This is a genomic window from Sorangium sp. So ce327 (assembly GCF_051530205.1).
GTDB classification, from domain to species: domain Bacteria; phylum Myxococcota_A; class Polyangia; order Polyangiales; family Polyangiaceae; genus Sorangium; species Sorangium cellulosum_B.
In genome coordinates this window covers 13,198,313-13,216,778 of record NZ_CP150330.1, presented here as the reverse complement: position 1 = coordinate 13,216,778, position 18,466 = coordinate 13,198,313, and the positions used below count along the sequence as shown (strand labels likewise).

The following is an 18,466-nucleotide window of genomic DNA, read 5'->3' as shown; positions in this document are numbered from 1 at the left end:
GAAATTCGATCACATACGCACCTCGTCCAGCATGGGCTGGGACTCGCCGTCACCAGAGCTTCACATCGTGGTTTGCCGAAAAGCCCTTTGCCGTCAGCTCAAACAATAATCCTCTGAGCGCCAGTGCCATGGCATCTGCCTCCGTGTCCGCGTACGAGCGGCCGCTGATCACCCGCATGGTCTCCCCTGCCAGCACCGTCTGCGCGGGCGTCAGCGGCGGCACAACGGCATCTGGATCGTAGACGTGAGCAGTGGCTACTGCCATCCATTTCCGGGCCGGCACGTTCGGGTCCGAGGGAGCATCGATGACCTCGAAAGCTGTAATCTGGCACGTGATCCCACGCCTATAGCTCATCACACTATCTCCCTTCGTCGAATGACTCATCTACACGCTCCCCACACGCATACGCCCATGTTGGGCTGGAGGATGTCCTGCAACAGAGTTGACCGCGTCACGATCGTGGAGGAGAGCCTCACGAACATGTCGGACGTGGGCGGATGCAGAACCAGGTTCGGCGCCGTGCCTCCGGCGGAGCTCCTCGCCGCTCACCCGGCGCTCGTTCTTGTTCGATCGATCGCTCCAGACGAAGTCGATCTCGCGACGCCCGGTCGTCCCATCGCTGTGGGACGTGTACTCGCTCTTGTCGATCAGCCGCGGCGTCGTGTGGTACGAGCCGTCGGGACCAACCTCCCCGGCGCCCGGCAGACGGGGAGGCTGCCAGCTGCCCCGAAGAGACCCCGATCCCTGGGATGGCGCGCGAGGTGGCGCTCCTGGGGTGTCCGACGGCCGCCGCGCACGTCGCGCGGCCGGACCCCGGCGCTCTCTACTGCCCGCCGGGCACGCAGATCGCCGTCGCCGAGCCCGCGCCCATGCACGAGAAGCCCGCCGCGCAGTCGGTGTTCGCCGCGCAGGGGAAGGCGCACTTGCCCACGGCCGTGTTGCACTTGTGCGTGCCGCAGACCATGTCGTTCGAACACGGGAGCGCGAGCGGGCCCGGCTGCCCCGTCGTCGCCGGAGCGGTCGTGCCCGGCTGCTGGTACTGGCCGGGCTGCTGATACCCCGGCTGCTGGTACTGCCCGGGCTGCTGATACTGCCCAGGTTGCTGGTACTGCCCGGGTTGCTGGTATCCCGGCTGCTGGTACTGCCCAGGCTGCTGGTACCCCTGCTGCTGCTGGTTGTACGCGTTGTACTGCGGATCCGACGGATCCTCGGCGTCTCGGCCCCGGCTGCACGCGGAGGTCAGGAGCCCGAGGCCTCCGAGGGCAAGGACGACCGAGGCGGCCGAGCGCGCGCTGGTGAACCACATGGATCGCTTCATCAAGGTCTCCTCGAGGTGCGGGGCTCTCCCCGCGTGAGCGACGGGCCGGTGACGGCCCGTCGCTGAGATCTGAGCCCCGGCCCCCGGAGGAGGAACCGCAGGCCCTTCGCCGGCGAGCGCCGCGCCGCGGGCCCGCTGGACAGGAGCGTACCCCCGGTCGGCGGCCGCGCGCCCCTCAAAAAGGACGCGCCACCGCGCGCTCACCGCGCCGCAGCATCCTTGCAGCAACGAAACCCTTGCTCGTAGCCGTAGTCCTCTTCCTTGTGGAACCCCACCGTGGGGCGGCAGCGGCCGCGCATGGGGCCCCACCAGCCGCCCTTCAGCCCGCTCCGCTCCGGCGACTTGCGGCCCGGCCGCACGACCCACTCGTTGATGTTGCCGTTGAGATCGTAGGCGCCGAACGGCGACACACACGCCGGCATCGAGCCCGCAGGCACGCGCTGATCGAGCCGCTCGAGCTCCGCCTTGCACTTGGGGTGCCGCATGCACCGCTCGTAGTGGTAGAGCGTCACCTCGCGCTGGCGAAAGGGCCGGTCGATGTTGCACTTCGTCGCGTCGCGGGCGAAGCCGTACGTGTACGGGAGCATCTCCTCGCCCTCGCAGGCGAAGTTGAACTCGTCCTCCGTGCAGAGGCGCTTGCCGACGCCCTCGCACGCCTTGACGGCCTGGCGCCACGAGACGAGCAGCGCCGGGAGCTCGCCCTTCCTGTTGGGCCACTCGTACCGGTCGACGCAGAACCGCATCGGCGCGCGCTTCTTCGAGAGGCACTCGCTCGGGCGCCTGTACTCGAGGCACCGCTCGCTGACGGTGGTCGGGCCCTCGGCCTCGTTGGAGGGCGTCGCCCGTCGCTCCTGGTCCTTCTCGTACTCCTTGTGGTGCTTCAGGCAGATCTGATCGACCACGGGGCAGTAGTCGCCCTCGACGAGGACCATGTCGTCCGGGCACCCCTCGGAGCTGCCGGGCAGCCCCGCGTCCGGAGCGCCGCCGTCGAGGGCTGCCGCCGCGGCGTCCGGCGAGCCGCCGTCGAGGGCTGCCGCCGCGGCGTCCGGCGCGCCGCCGTCGAGGGCTGCCGCCGCGGCGTCCGGCGCCGCTGCCACGTACGACATTGCTGCCCCTGCGTCCGGCGGCGCCGCCGGGGTGTAGGCAAGCTCCACCGCGGCGTCCGGCGGCTCCGCCGGGGTGTAGGCAAGCTCCGCCGCGGCGTCCGACAGCTGTGCCGCAGCGGCGTCGGGCGGCGCCGGCTCGGCATCCGCAGCTGCGCCGGCGCGCTCGGGCGCTCCGGAGGCCACGGCGCCGGTCGCCGCGGGCGGCGGGCTGTCGCAGGCGAGCATCGCGGCCGCGAGGCCGCAGAGGAAGGCGAGGCTGACCGCGCAGGGCCCTCGTGGAGCCCTGCGCCGTCGAGGTGGCGCGACCGGCGGCGCGGCGCGGCGATGGCGCCGGCTCATCGGCCGGGGGCGGGGATGACCTTGAGCGGCACCCGGGTCCCGCCGCGATCCACCTCGATCTCGACCTCGCGGCCCGGCTCGAGATCGCCGAGCGCGAACATGAAATCGTGGATGTTGGTGACGGCGTGGGCGCCGATGCGCATGATCACGTCCCCCGCCTGCATGCCGGCGCGCGACGCCGGCGCGTCGGGCCGCACGCCCGTGAGCTTCACGCCGGGCCCCTGGTACGCGTAGTCCGGCATCGTGCCGAGCGACGCGCGGAAGCCGCCGCGCATGCTGCGGTGCGGGTCGGCGGGCGCGTCGGTGAAGGCGAGGCGCGCGTCGCGCCGCGACAGGGCGAGCGCCATCCGCGCCGCGAGCACCGAGCACCGCGAGACGCCCGCGGCGTTGATCTTGTCCGCCGTGTCGCTCGGCCGGTGGTAGTCCTCGTGGACGCCCGTGAACAGGAAGGCGATCGGGACGCGCGACGCCGTGAACGACGCGTGATCGCTCGCGCCGAAGCCCTCGACGCCGAACTGGAGCGTGAGGCCGAGCCCGCGGGCGGCGTCGTCCACGATCGACTTCCAGTCGGGCGAGGTCCCCAGGCCGTCGACCAGGAGCTTGTCGTCCCGCATCCGGCCGACCATGTCGGCGTTGATCATGGCCACGATCGGCTTCATCCCCGCGAGCGGCGCCGGCGGGTGATCGACGAAGTGGCGCGAGCCGATGGTGCCGAGCTCCTCGGCGCCGAACGCGATGAACAGGAGGTTCCGGGCCGGCCGCTCGGGGAGCGAGGCGAACCGCCGCGCCACCTCGAGGAGCATCGCGGTCCCCGAGGCGTTGTCGTCGGCGCCCGGGTGGACCGCATGCACGCCGGGCGCGCGCGAGAACGACGTGCCCCCGTAGCCGAGGTGATCGTAGTGCGCGCCGACGACGACGTACTCACCGGCATGCGGCGAGCCGTCCCGCGCCGGGAGCAGGCCGATCACGTTCGACGCCGGCGCCATCCGCGCGGTGACCTTGGTCGTGATCTCGACGGTGGCGCCGCCGAGCGGCTTCGGCGCGGCGGCCTTGGTCGCGGCCGGGGGCTTCGCCGGGGCCGGCTTCGCGTCGGCCGGCTTCACCGCGGCCGGCTTCGCGGGCGGCGCGAGCCCGGCCGCGGGGAAGAGCGCGCGGGCCGCGGAGCGCGTGATCACCACGGCCGGGATGCCCATGCTCGCCGCGTCGTCCGACACCCGCGGGAGCTCGTCGCCCGCCGCGACCAGGATCACCCCGGCGGCCTTGTGCTCGCGGGCGGTGCGGAGCTTGTAGCGGACGCTGCCGAAGTCGCGGAGCGCGTCCGCCGGCCGCTGAGGCGGCGCATGATGATGAGGATCGGCGGGCGCTGCGCCGGCATGCGCTCCGCCGCCGTGCGCTGCGCCGCCGTGCGCTGCACCGGCATGCGCTCCACCGCCGTGCGCTGCACCGGCATGCGCTGCGCCGCCGTGCGGACCGGCAGTCGCAGCGCCGCCGTGCGGCCCCCCGGGCGCTGCGCCGCCATGCGCGCCGGCCTGCGCCGCTCCACCCGGACCGCCGTCCAGCGTGGGCACGCCGTCGAGCACGATCGCGATCTTCCCCTCGATATCGCGGCCGGCGTAGTCGTCCCAGGAGAGCGCCGGCGCGGTCACTCCATGGCCGACGAGCACCGCGGCCCCCGACACCGTGCCGCTCGCGCTCCCGTCGGCCGTGACCAGCTTGCCGGCCTCGACGCTCTGCTTCCGGCCCGCGCGCTGCACCGCGAGCGCCGCGGGCGCCACGTCGGCGCCGACCCGCGCGTCGAACACCTGCCGGTACGCCTTCGCGTCGCTCCCCGGCCCGCCCAGCGGCGAGAGCTTGAGCTCCGCGAACCGGCGCGCGATGAACTCGGCCGCGCGATCGGCGCCGGGCTCGCCCGTCCCGCGCCCCGCGAGCTCGGGCGACGCGAGGTACGCGACGTCCGCCGCGATCCGCGCCTCCGCGGCGGGATCGACCTCCACCGAGGCCGGCGCGGCGGGCGCCGGCGCGGCAGGCTTCGAGGCCGGCGGCGCGTCAGGCTGGCGGGGCGGCGCGGCCGGCGGAGCGCACGCCGCGACCGCGGCGAGCAGGCCGGCGGCGAAGGCGCGGCGAAGGCCCCATGCGCGGGGCGACAGCGGGGCCGCGGCGCGCCCGGCGCTCACCACGGCGACGCCTTCTGCGCCGCGCGGACCAGCTCGAGCGCGCGACGGCCGATGTACTCCTCCACGTCGGCGGGCGCGATGTGGCGGTCCTTCGCGAAGTCGAACTCGCGCGGCTTGCCGTCGCCGAACGTCACCCGGACGATCGCGGACTCCCGCAGGAGCTCCAGGGAGAGGCTGAAATCGCCGAGCGCGAGCCGGTGCTTGTCCTGCTCCTGGGCGAACGCGATGGGCTGCCCCTTCTCCTGCAGCCTCTCGTGCGCGAACTTCAGCGACTCGGCCCCCAGCGACACGGCCGACTCCGCGGCCGCGAGCGCCTCGGCGACCCGCTTCTTGTGCCGCGCGAGCTCTTCAGCCTCGCGCTCCGCCTTCGATTTCACGGCTTCGATGAGCTCATCACGCCAGGTAGCCACAGTGCACCTCGGCGCGAACACTCTTCCGAAACGTGCGTTTTGTCCAGCCCGACACGCGCCGGTCACCCGACCACCCCGGCCAGCCCGACGCGCGCCGGAGACGGAAATGGCCGCGCTGCCAGCACAAAAACAGGAAGCCCGGAAGCTCCGGAGAGGACGACCTCCTCCTCGAGCGCTCCCGGGCTCCCTGCCCCTGGATCGTGCGCCGCGGCTTCGCGCGCCGGCCGGACGCCGGCCGCGCCGGACCGCGCGCCGCTACTGCGTGTCGGCGCCCCCGGCCTTCGCCGGGGCGAACTTGCTCAGGTCCTCGGCCACGGTGGCCTTCGGGTTCATGAGCTCGTGGAACGCGCGCTTCGCGAGCGCGCCCGTCTCCCCCTGCTCGTGCCGCAGGGCCATGAGCACGCCCTTCTCCTTCATGAACTTGAGCGTCTCGATCGCGCCCTTCTTCTTCGCGCCGTCGCCGCTCTTGGCCTCCTGGAAGAGCCGGTAGCGCAGCACCACGCGGGTCTCCGAGTGCGGGCCGTTGTCGTACTTCAGGTTGTCGAACTGGGCCTGGAGCCGCTGCCGCGCCCACTCCTGCGGCGCGTCGGCGACCTTCACCCGCGTGATCGCCTCGGCGTTCGCGACGTACCGGTAGAGGTTGCCGCGCTTGAAGTCCTCGTCCGACCAGTAGCCGAAGGCGCGGTAGTAGTGGTCCTTCAGGTCGTCGAGCGCGGACTTGTCGAAGTCGGCGTACATCGCGACCGTCCGCGCCGCGGTGTCGCTCGTGCCGCCGAGGATGAGCGCGAGCGCCGCCGCGTTCCGCACCTCGACGTCCTTGAGCTTCTCGAACAGCTGCCCCTGCACCGCCTCGTCGAAGCCGCCGACGCCGATGGCGCGCGCGATGGCCATGCGCACCCCGGGCTCGACGTCGGCCGCGAGGAGCGGCACGAGCTCGGCGGCCGCGCCGGGCACCGGCCGGAGCGCGAGCGACGACGCGTAGCAGGCGCCGATGAGCTGCTTGCGCGGCTCCTTCTTGCTCGCGAACTCCTTCGCCTTCTTCGCCACCTCGATCATCGTCTTGTCGTCGGCGCACCAGGCGATCGCCTCGCAGGCGGCCTGGCGGGCCTCCTCGTGCCACATCTCGTCCTCGATGAGCTTCGTCAGCCTCTCCACCGCGCGCGGGTCGCCCCACTCGGCGAGCCCCTGCGACGCGCCGTAGGCGACCGCGCGGAGCGCCATCCCCAGCATCGCGAGCCCGGCGCCCTGGAGCGCGTCCTGGGTGATGTCCAGCTTCGGGTCCTTCTTCCGGTTGAACTGATCGAGGAGCTTCGGGTACGAGGGCTCGTCCTTCATGCGCCCGATGTACCGGAGCGCGCTCTGCGCGGTCTCGAAGGCCGCGGGGAACGGCGGCTGCTGCCCCTCCTTGGGGAGCGGGTCCGTCGGGAAGGCCCAGTCGCGCATGTCCTTCAGGATCTTCTCGGAGCGGACCGTGGCGAGGAAGCGCAGGCCGTTCGCGTGCGGCTGCGGGCGATCCTTGAGCCACAGGATGACCGGGGCCTCGGCCGCGGCCTTCAGCTCGGCGGCCTTGTCCGCGTGGATCGAGGCGAGATCGGCGAGCATGCGGGCGCCGACGACGCGCGGCAGATCGGTGCGCGACAGGTGCCCGCCCTCGTCCGCCTCCCAGAACTTCTCGAGCTTGTAGAGCTTGAGCGGGTCGGCCAGCAGCCGCTCGCCGAGGAACTTGGCGGCGCGGATGTCGCCGACCTCGGCGAGCCGCGTCCCCGCCTCGCCCTGCCAGTGCAGCGGCGGCTTCCTGGCCTCGATCCACTTCACGAGCGGGTCGGCCGACCGCGGGTCGGCGAGCTCGCGCAGCATCTCCATGATCTGCTTCGTCTGGAACCAGGTCGTCTCCTCGGGGTCCTGCTTCACGCTGTCGAGGGCGAGGACGAGCCCCTCGCCGCCGATGCCGTCGCGCAGCGCCTCGAGGAAGCGCTGGCGGCTGGCCTTGTCGGCGTTCGCGAGGGCCTCGAGGAGCGGGGCGCGCGCCGTCTCGTCGCCGATCCTCCCGAGGCCGTTCGCGGCCTCGCGCGCGACCTCGACGTCCTTGTCCTTCACGAGCGTGATGAGCGCGCTCGTCCACTTGGGCTCGGCGTTGCGCGACAGGACCGTCGCGACCAGCTGCCGCACCGACGAGCTCTCGTCGGTCGCGAGCTTCGAGAGCTCCTCGAGCGACACGAGGCCGGCGAGCTTCTCGGGGTCGAAGGCGATGCCGCCGCCGAGCCGCTCGACCTTCGAGAGGAACCCCTTCCTGTACTGGTCCATCGCGTCCTTGAACGCGGCCGGCTCCTTGAGCTCGACGAGGGCCCAGACGATCTGGGGCCTGTCGCTCTCGTCCGCGACCTTGAGCGCCTCGAGCAGCGCGGGCTTGGCGCTGTCGGCCTTGGGCGAGCCGTAGTACGCGAGCACCTGCGCGGCGACACCCTTCACGCGGTGGTCGGGCAGCGCGAGCGCGTTCTGCGCGTGGGTGACGCCCTCGGGGTCGTCGGCCCACGCGAGCTGCATGAGCGCCTCCTGCTGGAGCGACAGCTCGGCGCTCGCGGCGGCCCACTTGCGCCACAGGGGCAGCTGGTCCTTCTTGGGCAGGACGAAGATGTTCTTCTTCTCCTTGGAGACGGCGTCGACCGTCATCTTCTGGCTGTCCTGCTTGACGCCGAGCCAGATGGCGCCCGCGGCGCCGAGCGCGACGACGAGGCCGACCACGATCGACACGGGGCTGAACCGCCCGCGCTTGAAGTTGCCGTCGTCCGCGAAGCCGCCGCCCGCGGGCGCCGGCGGGGCGCCGGGCAGATCGTTGTCATCGGGGGGCCACTTGGCCGCCTGCTTGGCCGGAAGGGGCCCCGGCGGCGGGCGCCGTCCGCGCGGCCCCGCGGGATTCTCTCGTGAAAGATTCGGACGATCGAGCATGGTTCCTCCAGCGCGCGGGCGACGACGTGACCCGAACGGCGGTGGCATCGCGCGGCGTGCCGCGCTGCGCCCCCGACCCCTCCCGGCGGCGGCGGCGTCGCACGGCGAGCCGCGCTGCGCCCCCGCCCCCGGGCCAGGCGGCAAAGCGCCCGGCCGGTCGAGGCGCCGGACCGTACCAGAGCCGCTCGGACGTAGGCCCAAAGATTTGCTATGAAGCCCAGGGCCCGTATGGCCGAACCCCAGCCCAATTCCGGCAAGATTCTCTATCCTGCAGTCGCGTTGCTCATCGCCCTGAGCGCGCTGATTGGTCTTGTGATCCTGCCGCGCCTTGCGCCGGGGGCCTCGGGCATGGTCGGCGCGGAGGCCCCCGACGTGACGCTGCCGGTCGCCGCCAACGGCGAGCCCGGCGCGCGCATGCAGATCGCCGAGCTGAGGGGCCAGCCGGTGATCCTGGATTTCTGGGCGACGTGGTGCGGGCCCTGCGCGGTCCAGGCGCCGATCCTCGACCGGATCGCGCGCCGCTACGAGAAGAAGGGGCTCGTGGTGCTCGGCGTCAACGTGGACGACCCGCCCCAGGTGGCCAGCCAGTACGCGCTCAAGAAGGGCCTCTCGTATCCCATCCTGATCGACGACGCGAAGGAGGCCTCGGCCCACTACGGGGTCGACAAGCTGCCGAGCCTCGTGGTGATCGACCGGCAGGGGAAGGTCGCGGCCTACCTGACCGGCGTCGTCGACGAGGCGAGCCTCTCCGAGATCATCGAGGCGGCCCTCTGATCTCGCTCGACGCGCCCCGCTCGCTCCACGTGCCTCTCTAGCTCGACGTGCCCCGCTCGCTCCACGTGCCTCTCTAGCTCGACGTGCCCCGCTCGCTCCACGTGCCTCTCTAGCTCGACGTGCCCCGCTCGCTCCACGTGCCTCCTCCCTCCCGTCCCTTGCACCTCGTGCTGGCGGCGCTCGCCGCCGCCGCGCCGGCCTGCTCCCGCGGCGACGCCGATCGCGGCCGCGACGCGGGCGCGCCGCCTCCGGCCAGCGCCTCCGCGCCGCCTCCGGGCCCGGCGGCCTCCGCCCCGGAGGCGCCGGCCCCTCGGGCCTCCGGCGAGCCCGGCGCGGTCAGCGGCGACGCCGGCGCGCCCGGGGCGGTCGGGGATCCGATGGCGACCCACTACGAGGCGCGCGAGGATCTGGTGCGGCTCTTCTCGCTGAAGGAGTTCTCGGAGCGAGAGCGGAAGCTCAAGAACCCCGAGCTCTTCCTGGAGAAGAACTTCGGCGGCGGCTCCCCTGCCCGGCTCAACCAGGGCAACAAGGAGCTCGCGCGGCACACGCGATCGAAGGAGCAGTGCCTGGAGGGCCTCCGGGGCGTCGTCCTCCAGACGGAGGAGCAGCGCGCCCGCTGCGGCGGCCACGAGAACATGGTGCCCGTCTTCAAACACGCGCGCGGGAAGCCGGCGTCGGCCGAGTTCTGCATCGACATCTTCGAGTTTCCCAACAAGCCGTGCGAGCTGCCGATGGTCTGGGCGAGCCCGACGCAGGCGGCGGCCGTGTGCAGCCTGCAGGGCAAGCGCCTCTGCACCGAGGACGAGTGGAGCCTCGCGTGCCGCGGCGATCCCGAGGGCGGCAAGCCGAGGACGTACGCCTACGGCGACGAGCTCGATCTCGCCGTCTGCCACACGCAGACGCCGCACCGCGACATCGACGGCAAGCCGTGCGACGGCGACACCGCGCGCTCTGCCTACAAGACCTGCGCGACCGACACCGAGCCTGCCGGGTCCTTCCCCGCGTGCCGCTCGCGGTTCGGGGTGTTCGATCAGCACGGCAACGTGGCCGAGATCATGACCCGCCGCGACCGCGACGACGGCAAGCTGTACAGCCAGCTCAAGGGGAGCGCCTGGTTCTATGTCGAGGTAGCCCGCGAGCACGACGCCCCGAGGCCGAAGGGCCGCGAGACCTACCCCGATCACTGCGCCTACAGCCCGCGCTGGCACGTCGAGCCGATGGAGGACGCGTGGCACGCGAACTACCACCTCGGGCTGAGGTGCTGTAAGACGATCCGCTGAGTTGACACGCCCTGCGCGCGCGGCTGGCTCGCGCCCGCGTCGACGGGTACCCTTCCCCTGCGATGCAAGCGCTGGCGCCTCGCGCTCGGATCACCCGCGGCAACTCCGCTGAGGGCCGCTGGGAGATCGCGACGCGGCCCCCGGCGCCGAACCTCCGCCCGTACATCCGCGACTACAGCGGCTACACGGAGGAGACGCCCGGGCCGCTGCGGCGGCGCGAGCTCCCGGCGCCGCAGATCGTCGTGATCATCGAGTTCGGACCGCCGCTGCGCGTGTTCGACGCGGGGAGCGATCGCCGTCATTCCTCGCACCCCGGCGGCTTCGTCGCGGGCCTCGACGCCACCTTCACGATCACCGAGCACGACGGGTTCCAGCGCGGGCTCCAGGTGAACCTCACCCCCATCGGGGCGCGGCTCTTCTTCGGCGTGCCCATGGAGGAGCTGACCGGGCGCGTGATCCCGGCGCGCGATCTGCTGCCCAGGAAGCACGCCCGGCTGGCGGAGCGCCTCGAGGAGCTCCCGACGTGGGACGCGCGCTTCGACCTGATCGAGCGGGCGCTCAGCGAGCGCGTGGACGAGGCGCGGCTCGAGGTCGGCGTTGTCTCGTGGGCGTTCCGGCGGATCGAGGAGCGCGGGGGCGCCGTCGACATGCGCGCCCTCGCGCGCGAGCTCGGCTACAGCCAGAAGCACGTGATCGGCCTGTTCCGCGAGCACGTCGGCGTCCCGCCCAAGCTCCTCGCGCGGCTCGTGCGCTTCGACCGGCTGGTGCGGCACCTCAAGACGGGCGCCACGGGGACCTGGGCGGAGCTCGCCCAGCGGTTCGGCTACTACGACCAGGCGCACCTCGCGCGGGACGTGAAGCAGTTCAGCGGGACGACCCCGACCCGGACGCGCGCAGCGCTGATCGACGTCGCCGGCATGAGCCCGTAGCGGGCGAGCGCTCTTCGGGGCCTCGGGCGTCGGGCGCGCCGGGTCGAACGTGGGACTCCCTGTACGCGGCGAGGGCGGCGCTCGCGTGGAAAAGCTGCGCGCGCCGTTCGCGGAGGAAAGGAATCTTCTCATCGAACGTAGACCTGGCTGAGCAGCGCAGTCGCCCGGAAGGCGCCGCGCCCAGCGCTTCCAGGCGCTGTGGCGTCGCCTGGAGGGCCACGCGGGCCTGCTCAAGGTGAACGTCCTCGTTCTTTCAAGGAGATCTCGACATGACACGGATGAAGCTTCTCGGGTTTCTGATGGCTGGTCTCGCGCTCGTGGCTTGCGGCGATGATGAGGGGAATGGCGATGGCGGTAGCGGGAGCGACATCGAAGGCAAAGAGCTCGGCGCGCTGACGGCCGACGAGGCCGACGGCCTGTGCGACGACCTCCGCGGGCAGGCCAAGACGATCTCGAAGGAGGACTCGTGCGAGGCCGCGGGGGTGCTTGCCTCTCTGTTCGGAACGGAGTGTGAGACCACCAGGCAGGAGTGCATCAGCGCTCCGGAGGAGCCCGAGGAGACGGACGACCTCGAAGCGTGCGGAGCGTCCCAGTTCACCGGCTGCACCGCCACGGTCGCGGAGGTCAGGGCCTGCGTGGACGCCATGGTAGGCACCATCAAGGCGCTCACATGCGAATCGACGCTCACTGACCTCGCGGAGAAGCCGGCGGCGTGCGCCGCGATCGAGGAGAAGTGCCCGGGGGCCTTGGGCGGAGGGGAAGGGGAAGAAGAGGAAGACGAGAGCGAGGGCTAACACTCCTGAGCGCAGCACCCGCCCCGCCGCGCGGCTCGGTCTCGCTGGCACGAGCCCGCGGCGGGGTAAAATCTTTACAAGACCGCCGGCATCGCCTTCTCCAGGATAGGCTTCGAAGGGACGAACACCATGTCGAGCCTGTCTCCCACGCCTCCCACGCCCCCCACGAATGCTCCTCCTGGTCTCCGTTCCGAAGAGTTCCAGAGGCTCGCGCTGTCGCTTCCCGAGGCCGAGGAGCAGGACCATTTCGGCAAACCATCGTTCCGCGTGCGAGGGAAGATCTTCGCGACCCACTGGGTGGCGGAGGAGCGCGCCGTCCTCAAGCTGTCCCTCGAGGAGCAAGACAGCCTGGTGCAGGCGCAGCCCGACGTCTTCTCCGTGACGCCGTGGGGACACCAGGGCTGGACCCGGGTGGAGCTCCGCCGCGTCGATCGGACGCTCCTGGAAGAGCTGCTCGTGGGCGCCTGGCGTCGCGTGGCGCCGAAGCGCGTGGTCGCGCAGTGGGACGCGGGCCGCAGCGGGGAGCCGGCGGCGCCGCCGGGCTCTCCCTCACCTCCCCGGAGACGCCGGCGCGCGACGTGACCGGCGCCGGGATGCGCGGTCCGGAGAGCGCCTCGGCCGCGCGCGGCGAGCCCCGGGCCGGAGGCTGCGGTCCATTTTCCGATGGTGAGGAAGGAAAGTTCGATACTGGTCGTAGTAGGTTCACGCATGGGCGCCTGCCTGATCGACGGGGCAGCCCGCCCGCTTCCTCCGGCGGAGCCGTCTCGAGCGCCGCGCGGACACCCAGGTGGACCTTCTCGATGATGGAGTACTCGATGACACGAATGAAGCTTCTTGGACTCTTGATGGCCGGGCTCTCGCTCGTGGCGTGCGGCGATGACGAGGCAGGCAATGGGGCCGAGACCGGCGGCAACACCAGCGGCGGGGGCGATCTCGACGGCAAGCAGCTCGACGAGCTGACGGCCGCGGAGTCCCAGCAGGTGTGCGCGGACATCGCAGGGTCGATCGAGTTGTCGAAGGAGGACTCGTGCGAGCTCATCGGGCTGGGCAACACCATCCTCGGGGGGGATTGCGAGACCTTCAAGGACCAGTGCATCAGCGAGCCGGAGGATCCCGAGCCGATCGGCTCGTGCGATCCGTCCGAGTTCGCGGGGTGCACCGCCACGGTCGCAGAGATGAAGGCCTGTATGACCGCAATGACGAGCGCCATGAGAGCGCTCACGTGTGAATCGAGCATCGCGGACCTGGCGCAGCAGCCCGCCGCGTGCGCGGTCGTCAACGAGAAGTGCCCGGAGCTCGGCGAGACCGAAGGCGAAGGCGAGGGCTCCTGAGGTCGCCCCTCTCCCAGATCACCGGTCGATCTCGGGCGTCACGACCTCGAAGCGCGCGATGAGCGCCACGAGGTCGGCCAGGAACAGCCCGGGGAGCTTGGCCTCATCGCCATGGCGGTGAAGCCCCCTGTCCGGAACCGCGCCCGTCACGCCTCCTCTCCGACCAGGCCATGACATGCGGTGGGCCGAGCACCTCCGCGAGCTGCGCGCGACCGTGCATGGCTCGAGCGCCATCCCGCGCTTTCCGCCGATCTGAGCCTCACCGACGAGACCGTCGACCGCGTGGCACGCAAGGCCGACGTGGCGCTCCGGATGGGACGCTGCCCGAGCGCGCGGAGCGCGGGTATCGTCGGGGCGACGGGGCGCCTGCGGGTCCTGAACGGCCAGGAACGCACCTTCCTCGTCAAGGAGAGCTCGAATGAGACGGATGACGCTTCTCGAGGTCCTGGCGGCTGGGCTCGCGCTCGCGGCGTGCGGCGACGATGGGGGCGAGACCGCAAGCGCCCTCGACGAGAACCGGCAGCTCGGCGAGCTGACGAGCCGAGAGGCCACCCAGGTGTGCGACGACCTCAAAGAGCCGATGAAGCTCGCGAGAGCAGACCAGTGCGATCTCATCGGACTGCTCAACGCCTCTGACATAGAGGAGTGCGCGGCCATCTGGCGGGCGTGCCTCCTCTCTGCCAATGAACCTCTGACGTCGACCAGGTGCTTCACGTACGACTTCAAGGGGTGCACCGTCACGGTCGCGGAGGCCAAGACCTGCCTGATCGCCATGGCCGGCACCCTCAAGGCGCTCTCGTGCGGGTCCAGCCTCGACCTCTTGCAGCCTCCCGCGGAGTGCGCGGGCGTCCGCGCGCTCTGCCCGTCGATCCTCGAAAACGGCGAAGGCTTCTGAGGTCGCCTCTCGCCCGCTTACCGGCCGCCCGGCCGCTCTCGATCTGGCTGCACAGCCGGCGTCCGCCGCGTCACCGCATCGCCTCGCGCCCATGCCTTCGGTCGTCGAGCGCGAGCGTCGAGCTGTCGGGCGCGCCGCTGACGAAGAGCCTGTCCCGAATCGGCCGGAGGCCCGAGGAGCGCATCGACGCTCCGGCCGAGGTCCTCCCTGGACGACAAACATGTTGAAGATCGTCTAGTTCCGATCCCCAAGGCTTCGAGAACACCGGGCCTTTCGCGCGGATCACGTCATCAACGATGGGACTGTTCACGTAGGCGCGATCGATGTGGAGTTCGATCGGTCGGACGCTCCGTGATCTTCGACACGAACACCGCACGCCTCTCGCCCTCCGTCATCGCGCCGGACCGAACAAGCGCCACGGTCCGCTCCAGCAGCATCCGGTCCATCTCGTGCGCGACCATGACTTCAGCGAGCGATCGAGGTAGGGAGCATGCGAGGACGAATGACGTCGAACCGGGGACCGTCGTGGAGCGGGTGTCGAAAGAAAACCACGGGAGCGTTGCTCTTCCCCGTGCTGCTCGCGGTGGAGGCCTGCTCTAGCCCGCAGCTCTCCACGCCCAGGCCAGGGCTGCTCCCTCCGGGCGGCCCACCGCCTGCTGGCCAGCTCGATCGCGGGCAAGCGGGGCCAGTGGCGACGTCCAGCGACGGCGCGGAGCCTGAGCCCCTGCGCTGTCCGACGCGGGACAGCGATTCCAGCACGACGGGCGATTGGGTGATGGCCAGCGGAGGGCGCCTCTGCTGCGCGACGCGGTCACCTGCCCCGGGCTGGCAGCAGTCCGACGTCGAGGAGTGCCTTCGTTCGGCAGCGCCCGCGCTCGCCAAGCCGGTGCTCCTTGACCGTTCTCTGGACGGGGGCCCGCTTCTGCAGCCCGTCCGCTTCGCGCGCGGCTCGGCCAAGCTGGGAGGGCCGTTGCTCGACATCGCGCAGCTTCTCACAACACATCCCGGCATCCAGCTCTTCGTCCACGGGACGACACGCTGTGGCGAGACAGCGTCCGAAGCCGCGGCCGCGCGGCTCGCTGCGGACCGGGTGTCTGCCGTTCGAAACGACCTCGCGCAGCACGGCGCGAAGGACTCGCAGCTCGTGACGCACGATCAATCCGAGTTCCTGCGCACGCGCGAGGATCTCCGGCACCGCGAGGCGCTCGCCCTGCTCGATGCGCCTTCGGTGCTCGTCTACTCGCCTTCCAGCAACGAGCCCCGGCCTCCGCAGTCCCTGCATCATCAATGCGTGCCGGGGGCCATCGCGACGCTCCTCCTCCCGACGGCCGAGCTCCAGGGAAGTCGCCTCACCATCGAGACGTGTCACGCTGCCCGGTGTGCCAGCGCGTCACTCTCGCTGGACACCTTGCGCTGGGGCGACCGCCTCGTGCTCACGCTCGAAGGTGGGCTCTCCGCGGGTGCGCTGCTCAGCTGGACCCATCCGGACGGCGCCGTCCTGAGGGTGGGCACGGCGATGGGCAAGGCGAGGCTCGCCTCGGGCGACTGGTTCTCGCTGCGCGTGAAGGTCGACGAGGGCGTCGTCGCGCACGTCGAGGAACCGCTGAAGTATATCCAGGAGAAGAACCTCACCGCTTGGCGCGGGCCGTGCCTGCGCGCGCAGGTAGGGGGCGACGTGCCGTTCCCTTGACGAGGCGCCGGCCCCCGGGATCGTGGCGCCTCGTCGCGGCGCACCCTATGGCTGCGGGAGCTCGTGGCGACCTCGGCCTGCCGTCAACGTACGTGGTTGGTGAGAGGAGGAGAGCGCTTGATCCGGAAGCCATCGTGGGACTCATGCCGACCGCGTATCGCCGCGACGCTCGGGCTCGCCGTGCTCCTCGCCGTGGCGGCGTGCGGGAGCCCGCAATCCTCAGCGCCGAACGCGGGGCCACCACCGTCGGACGCGGCGCCGCACGTCGAGCCGCCCGGGCACGGCGCGGTGGGCGACGGGCCAGCGCGCCCGGCGAGCGAGGCCTCGGCGCCCAGCGACGCCGGGGATTCCGGGCTGCTCCGCTGTCCGGCGCCGGGCAGCGATTCCACCGGTGCAGGCTGGATCATGCGCGAGGAGGGCCGCATCTGCTGCGCGCCACGCGCGCCTGTCCCGGGCTGGAAGCCGACGACGCTGGAGGGCTGCCTCGACGCGGTCGCGAAGGGCCTCGCGCCGCCGAACTATGTTGTTCATCCGGTCGAGAGGAGGCCTGTCTACGAGACCATCCCCTTCGCGCGAGGCTCGTCCGGGCCCACGCACCCCGCGCCGCTGGAGAGCCTGGCGCGGCTGCTTTCCGAGTATCCTGACGGCAACGTCCTCGTCCATGGGACGACGCCGTGTGGCGAATCTCCCTCCGAGGCGGCGGCCGCGCGCCTCGCGGCGAGCCGAGTGGCCGCCGTCCGAGGCGAGCTCGAGCGGCGCGGCGTCCCCGCCTCGCGGCTCCAGACGCTGGATCGGGACACGTTCTTCTCTTTCCGGGGGGAGATGCATCACGAGGAGGTGGTCATCCTCGCGGGCTCGCCAGCGGTCCTCCTCCGCGCGTACCTGTCGAAGCCGAGAAGGGAAGCGGAGCTCTCGGGCGATCGCTGCCTGCCAGGCGCCAGCGCGGCGCTCTCGCTCCCGGCGGCAAAAATGGCGGGAGGCACCGTCACGATCGAGGCCTGTCATGCCGCCCGATGCGCCACCGCGCAGCTCTCGCTCGCCGGGATGCGCTCGAGCGATCGCGTCGCGCTCGCGCTCTCGGGGCAGCTCTCCGCGGGCGTGTTCCTCGCGTGGAAGGAGCAGACGCGCTGGGCGCTCGACGTGCGCACCGTGGTGGAGGACGAGCAGACACTCGCCCCGGGCAACGTGTTCTCGCTGCGGGTGCAGGTCGACGGGCGCCCCGTCGCGCAAGTACAGGAGCCGTTGACGTACACCAAGGAGAAGCAGCACCCCGGCTCTCGCTTCACATGCCTTCAGGCGCGGGTTCAGGACAGGTCGCAGACCGCCGATGGGGCCCCGCGCCGGTAGCCGTCAAGGCCAGCATGATCCCCGTGACCGGCACCCTCAAGGCGCTCTCGTGCGGGTCCAGCCTCGACCTCTTGCAGCCTCCTGAGGAGTGCGCGGGCGTCCGCGCGATGTGCCCGTCGATCCTCGAAAACGGCGAAGGCTTCTGAGGTCGCCCCTCGCCCGCTTACTGGCCGCCCGACCGCTCTTGATCCGGCCGCACGCCCTGCGCCTCACATCTTACATCCGCGCACCTGGAGCGGCCCGCGCCCGGACCCGCGCCGGCCGGGCATCCCGGACCTTGACAGGTGACCATTTGGTAACATATCAAGGAGGTGACGGACGACGATCGCGTCTTCAAGGCGCTGGCCGATCCCACCCGGCGCTCCCTCCTCGACCGGCTCTTCGCGCGTGACGGCCTCACGCTCACGGAGCTCGAGTCCGAGCTCGAGATGTCGCGGTTCGGCGTGATGAAGCACCTTCGGGTGCTCGAAGCCGCGGGGCTCGTCGTCACGGTTCGATCGGGCCGGAAGAAGCTCCACTACCTGAACCCGGTCCCCATTCGCCAGATCCACGATCGTTGGATCGACAAGTACACCGAGGGGCGCATTTCGGCGCTCGTTGATCTGAAGAAACACCTGGAGAAGAACAATGACGACGAAGAGTGAGAAGCCGGTCCACATCTACCGAGTCCACATCAAGGCGACGCCCGAGGCCGTCTGGGAGGCGATCACGAAGCCCGAGTGGATCGAGAGGTACGGTTACTGCGCCCGCGCGGAGTACGATCTGCGCCCCGGCGGCAAATACCAGGCGTTCGCGAACGCGGAGATGTCCCAGCACGGCGGCCCCAGCGTGATCATCGATGGAGAGGTCATCGAGGCCGATCCCCCGCGAAAGCTCGTTCAGACGTGGCGCATCCTCTGGGATCCCGAGATGAAGGAGGAAGGCTTCAGGCGACTTACCTGGGAGATCGAGGTGAGCCCCTACGGCATCACGTCGCTGACCGTGACCCACGAGGTCGGCGACGCGCCCAAGACAGCCGCCATCACCTCGGGCGTGATCAAGGAAGCCGGCGGTGGCTGGAGCTATATCCTGAGCGATCTGAAGACGCTGCTCGAGACAGGCAAGACGCTGTCGGCGGCTTGAACGCGCTGCG

At 71.2% G+C, this 18,466-nt stretch carries 19 protein-coding genes; 12 read left to right on the top strand and 7 right to left on the bottom strand.

Annotation, left to right across the window (positions count from 1 at the left end; translation table 11 throughout):
- Window positions 1–49: 49 nt before the first annotated feature.
- From WME95_RS49670 to WME95_RS49645, 6 genes are all read right to left on the bottom strand, one after another.
- Window positions 50–355, bottom strand: coding sequence for a hypothetical protein (locus WME95_RS49670; RefSeq protein ID WP_437906156.1), 306 nt, complete (start codon window positions 353–355; stop codon window positions 50–52).
- Between the two features lie 469 nt (window positions 356–824).
- Entirely contained in the window at window positions 825–1,319 is a 495-nt protein-coding gene (locus tag WME95_RS49665) for a hypothetical protein (RefSeq protein ID WP_437296842.1), read from the bottom strand.
- Window positions 1,320–1,519: 200 nt separating this feature from the next.
- Window positions 1,520–2,650 carry a formylglycine-generating enzyme family protein gene (locus tag WME95_RS49660; RefSeq protein WP_437906154.1) on the bottom strand — a complete coding sequence of 377 codons (1,131 nt, stop codon included), beginning with the start codon at window positions 2,648–2,650 and terminating at the stop codon, window positions 1,520–1,522.
- Window positions 2,651–2,760: 110 nt separating this feature from the next.
- Entirely contained in the window at window positions 2,761–4,938 is a 2,178-nt protein-coding gene (locus tag WME95_RS49655) for a M20/M25/M40 family metallo-hydrolase (protein WP_437906153.1), read from the bottom strand.
- Window positions 4,935–5,315 (bottom strand): hypothetical protein, encoded by a 381-nt coding sequence (locus WME95_RS49650; protein WP_437548004.1) that lies wholly within the window; start codon window positions 5,313–5,315, stop codon window positions 4,935–4,937. The genes WME95_RS49655 and WME95_RS49650 overlap by 4 nt, the downstream gene beginning before the upstream one ends.
- A 288-nt stretch (window positions 5,316–5,603) precedes the next feature.
- The gene (locus WME95_RS49645) at window positions 5,604–8,294 is read right to left on the bottom strand and encodes a HEAT repeat domain-containing protein (RefSeq protein ID WP_437906152.1); all 2,691 of its coding nucleotides are present in this window, start codon (window positions 8,292–8,294) and stop codon (window positions 5,604–5,606) included.
- A gap of 228 nt (window positions 8,295–8,522) precedes the next feature.
- On the opposite strand from WME95_RS49645, the gene WME95_RS49640 reads away from it, so the two are divergent.
- The 6 genes from WME95_RS49640 to WME95_RS49615 all read left to right on the top strand — a co-directional run bounded on the left by WME95_RS49640 (window position 8,523) and on the right by WME95_RS49615 (window position 13,402).
- Window positions 8,523–9,068 (top strand): TlpA family protein disulfide reductase, encoded by a 546-nt coding sequence (locus WME95_RS49640; protein ID WP_437906150.1) that lies wholly within the window; start codon window positions 8,523–8,525, stop codon window positions 9,066–9,068.
- A gap of 119 nt (window positions 9,069–9,187) precedes the next feature.
- Window positions 9,188–10,348 (top strand): SUMF1/EgtB/PvdO family nonheme iron enzyme, encoded by a 1,161-nt coding sequence (locus WME95_RS49635; protein ID WP_437906148.1) that lies wholly within the window; start codon window positions 9,188–9,190, stop codon window positions 10,346–10,348.
- A 62-nt stretch (window positions 10,349–10,410) separates the two neighbouring features.
- On the top strand, window positions 10,411–11,277 hold the full coding sequence (locus tag WME95_RS49630) for a helix-turn-helix domain-containing protein (RefSeq protein ID WP_437906147.1): 867 nt from the start codon (window positions 10,411–10,413) through the stop codon (window positions 11,275–11,277).
- Window positions 11,278–11,546: 269 nt separating this feature from the next.
- Entirely contained in the window at window positions 11,547–12,071 is a 525-nt protein-coding gene (locus WME95_RS49625; RefSeq protein WP_437906146.1) for a hypothetical protein, read from the top strand.
- A gap of 129 nt (window positions 12,072–12,200) precedes the next feature.
- Window positions 12,201–12,653 carry an MmcQ/YjbR family DNA-binding protein gene (locus WME95_RS49620; RefSeq protein ID WP_437906145.1) on the top strand — a complete coding sequence of 151 codons (453 nt, stop codon included), beginning with the start codon at window positions 12,201–12,203 and terminating at the stop codon, window positions 12,651–12,653.
- A gap of 233 nt (window positions 12,654–12,886) precedes the next feature.
- Window positions 12,887–13,402, top strand: coding sequence for a hypothetical protein (locus WME95_RS49615; RefSeq protein ID WP_437906144.1), 516 nt, complete (start codon window positions 12,887–12,889; stop codon window positions 13,400–13,402).
- A gap of 18 nt (window positions 13,403–13,420) precedes the next feature.
- Here the strand turns inward: WME95_RS49615 and WME95_RS49610 are convergent, their stop codons facing one another.
- Window positions 13,421–13,552: a hypothetical protein gene (locus tag WME95_RS49610; protein ID WP_437906143.1), complete on the bottom strand. Its 132-nt coding sequence runs from the start codon at window positions 13,550–13,552 to the stop codon at window positions 13,421–13,423.
- Between the two features lie 277 nt (window positions 13,553–13,829).
- Between WME95_RS49610 and WME95_RS49605 the strand changes: the two genes are divergently transcribed.
- The 6 genes from WME95_RS49605 (at window position 13,830) to WME95_RS49580 (ending at window position 18,456) form a co-directional block, all read left to right on the top strand.
- The gene (locus WME95_RS49605; protein WP_437906142.1) at window positions 13,830–14,297 is read left to right on the top strand and encodes a hypothetical protein; all 468 of its coding nucleotides are present in this window, start codon (window positions 13,830–13,832) and stop codon (window positions 14,295–14,297) included.
- Window positions 14,298–14,856: 559 nt separating this feature from the next.
- Entirely contained in the window at window positions 14,857–15,987 is a 1,131-nt protein-coding gene (locus tag WME95_RS49600) for a hypothetical protein (RefSeq protein WP_437906141.1), read from the top strand.
- Window positions 15,988–16,104: 117 nt separating this feature from the next.
- Window positions 16,105–17,334 (top strand): hypothetical protein, encoded by a 1,230-nt coding sequence (locus WME95_RS49595; protein WP_437906140.1) that lies wholly within the window; start codon window positions 16,105–16,107, stop codon window positions 17,332–17,334.
- A gap of 14 nt (window positions 17,335–17,348) precedes the next feature.
- On the top strand, window positions 17,349–17,480 hold the full coding sequence (locus WME95_RS49590) for a hypothetical protein (RefSeq protein ID WP_437906139.1): 132 nt from the start codon (window positions 17,349–17,351) through the stop codon (window positions 17,478–17,480).
- A 165-nt stretch (window positions 17,481–17,645) separates the two neighbouring features.
- Window positions 17,646–17,978 (top strand): ArsR/SmtB family transcription factor, encoded by a 333-nt coding sequence (locus tag WME95_RS49585; protein ID WP_437296829.1) that lies wholly within the window; start codon window positions 17,646–17,648, stop codon window positions 17,976–17,978.
- Window positions 17,962–18,456, top strand: coding sequence for an SRPBCC family protein (locus WME95_RS49580; RefSeq protein WP_437906138.1), 495 nt, complete (start codon window positions 17,962–17,964; stop codon window positions 18,454–18,456). Before WME95_RS49585 ends, WME95_RS49580 begins: the two co-directional genes overlap by 17 nt.
- Window positions 18,457–18,466 lie beyond the last annotated feature (10 nt).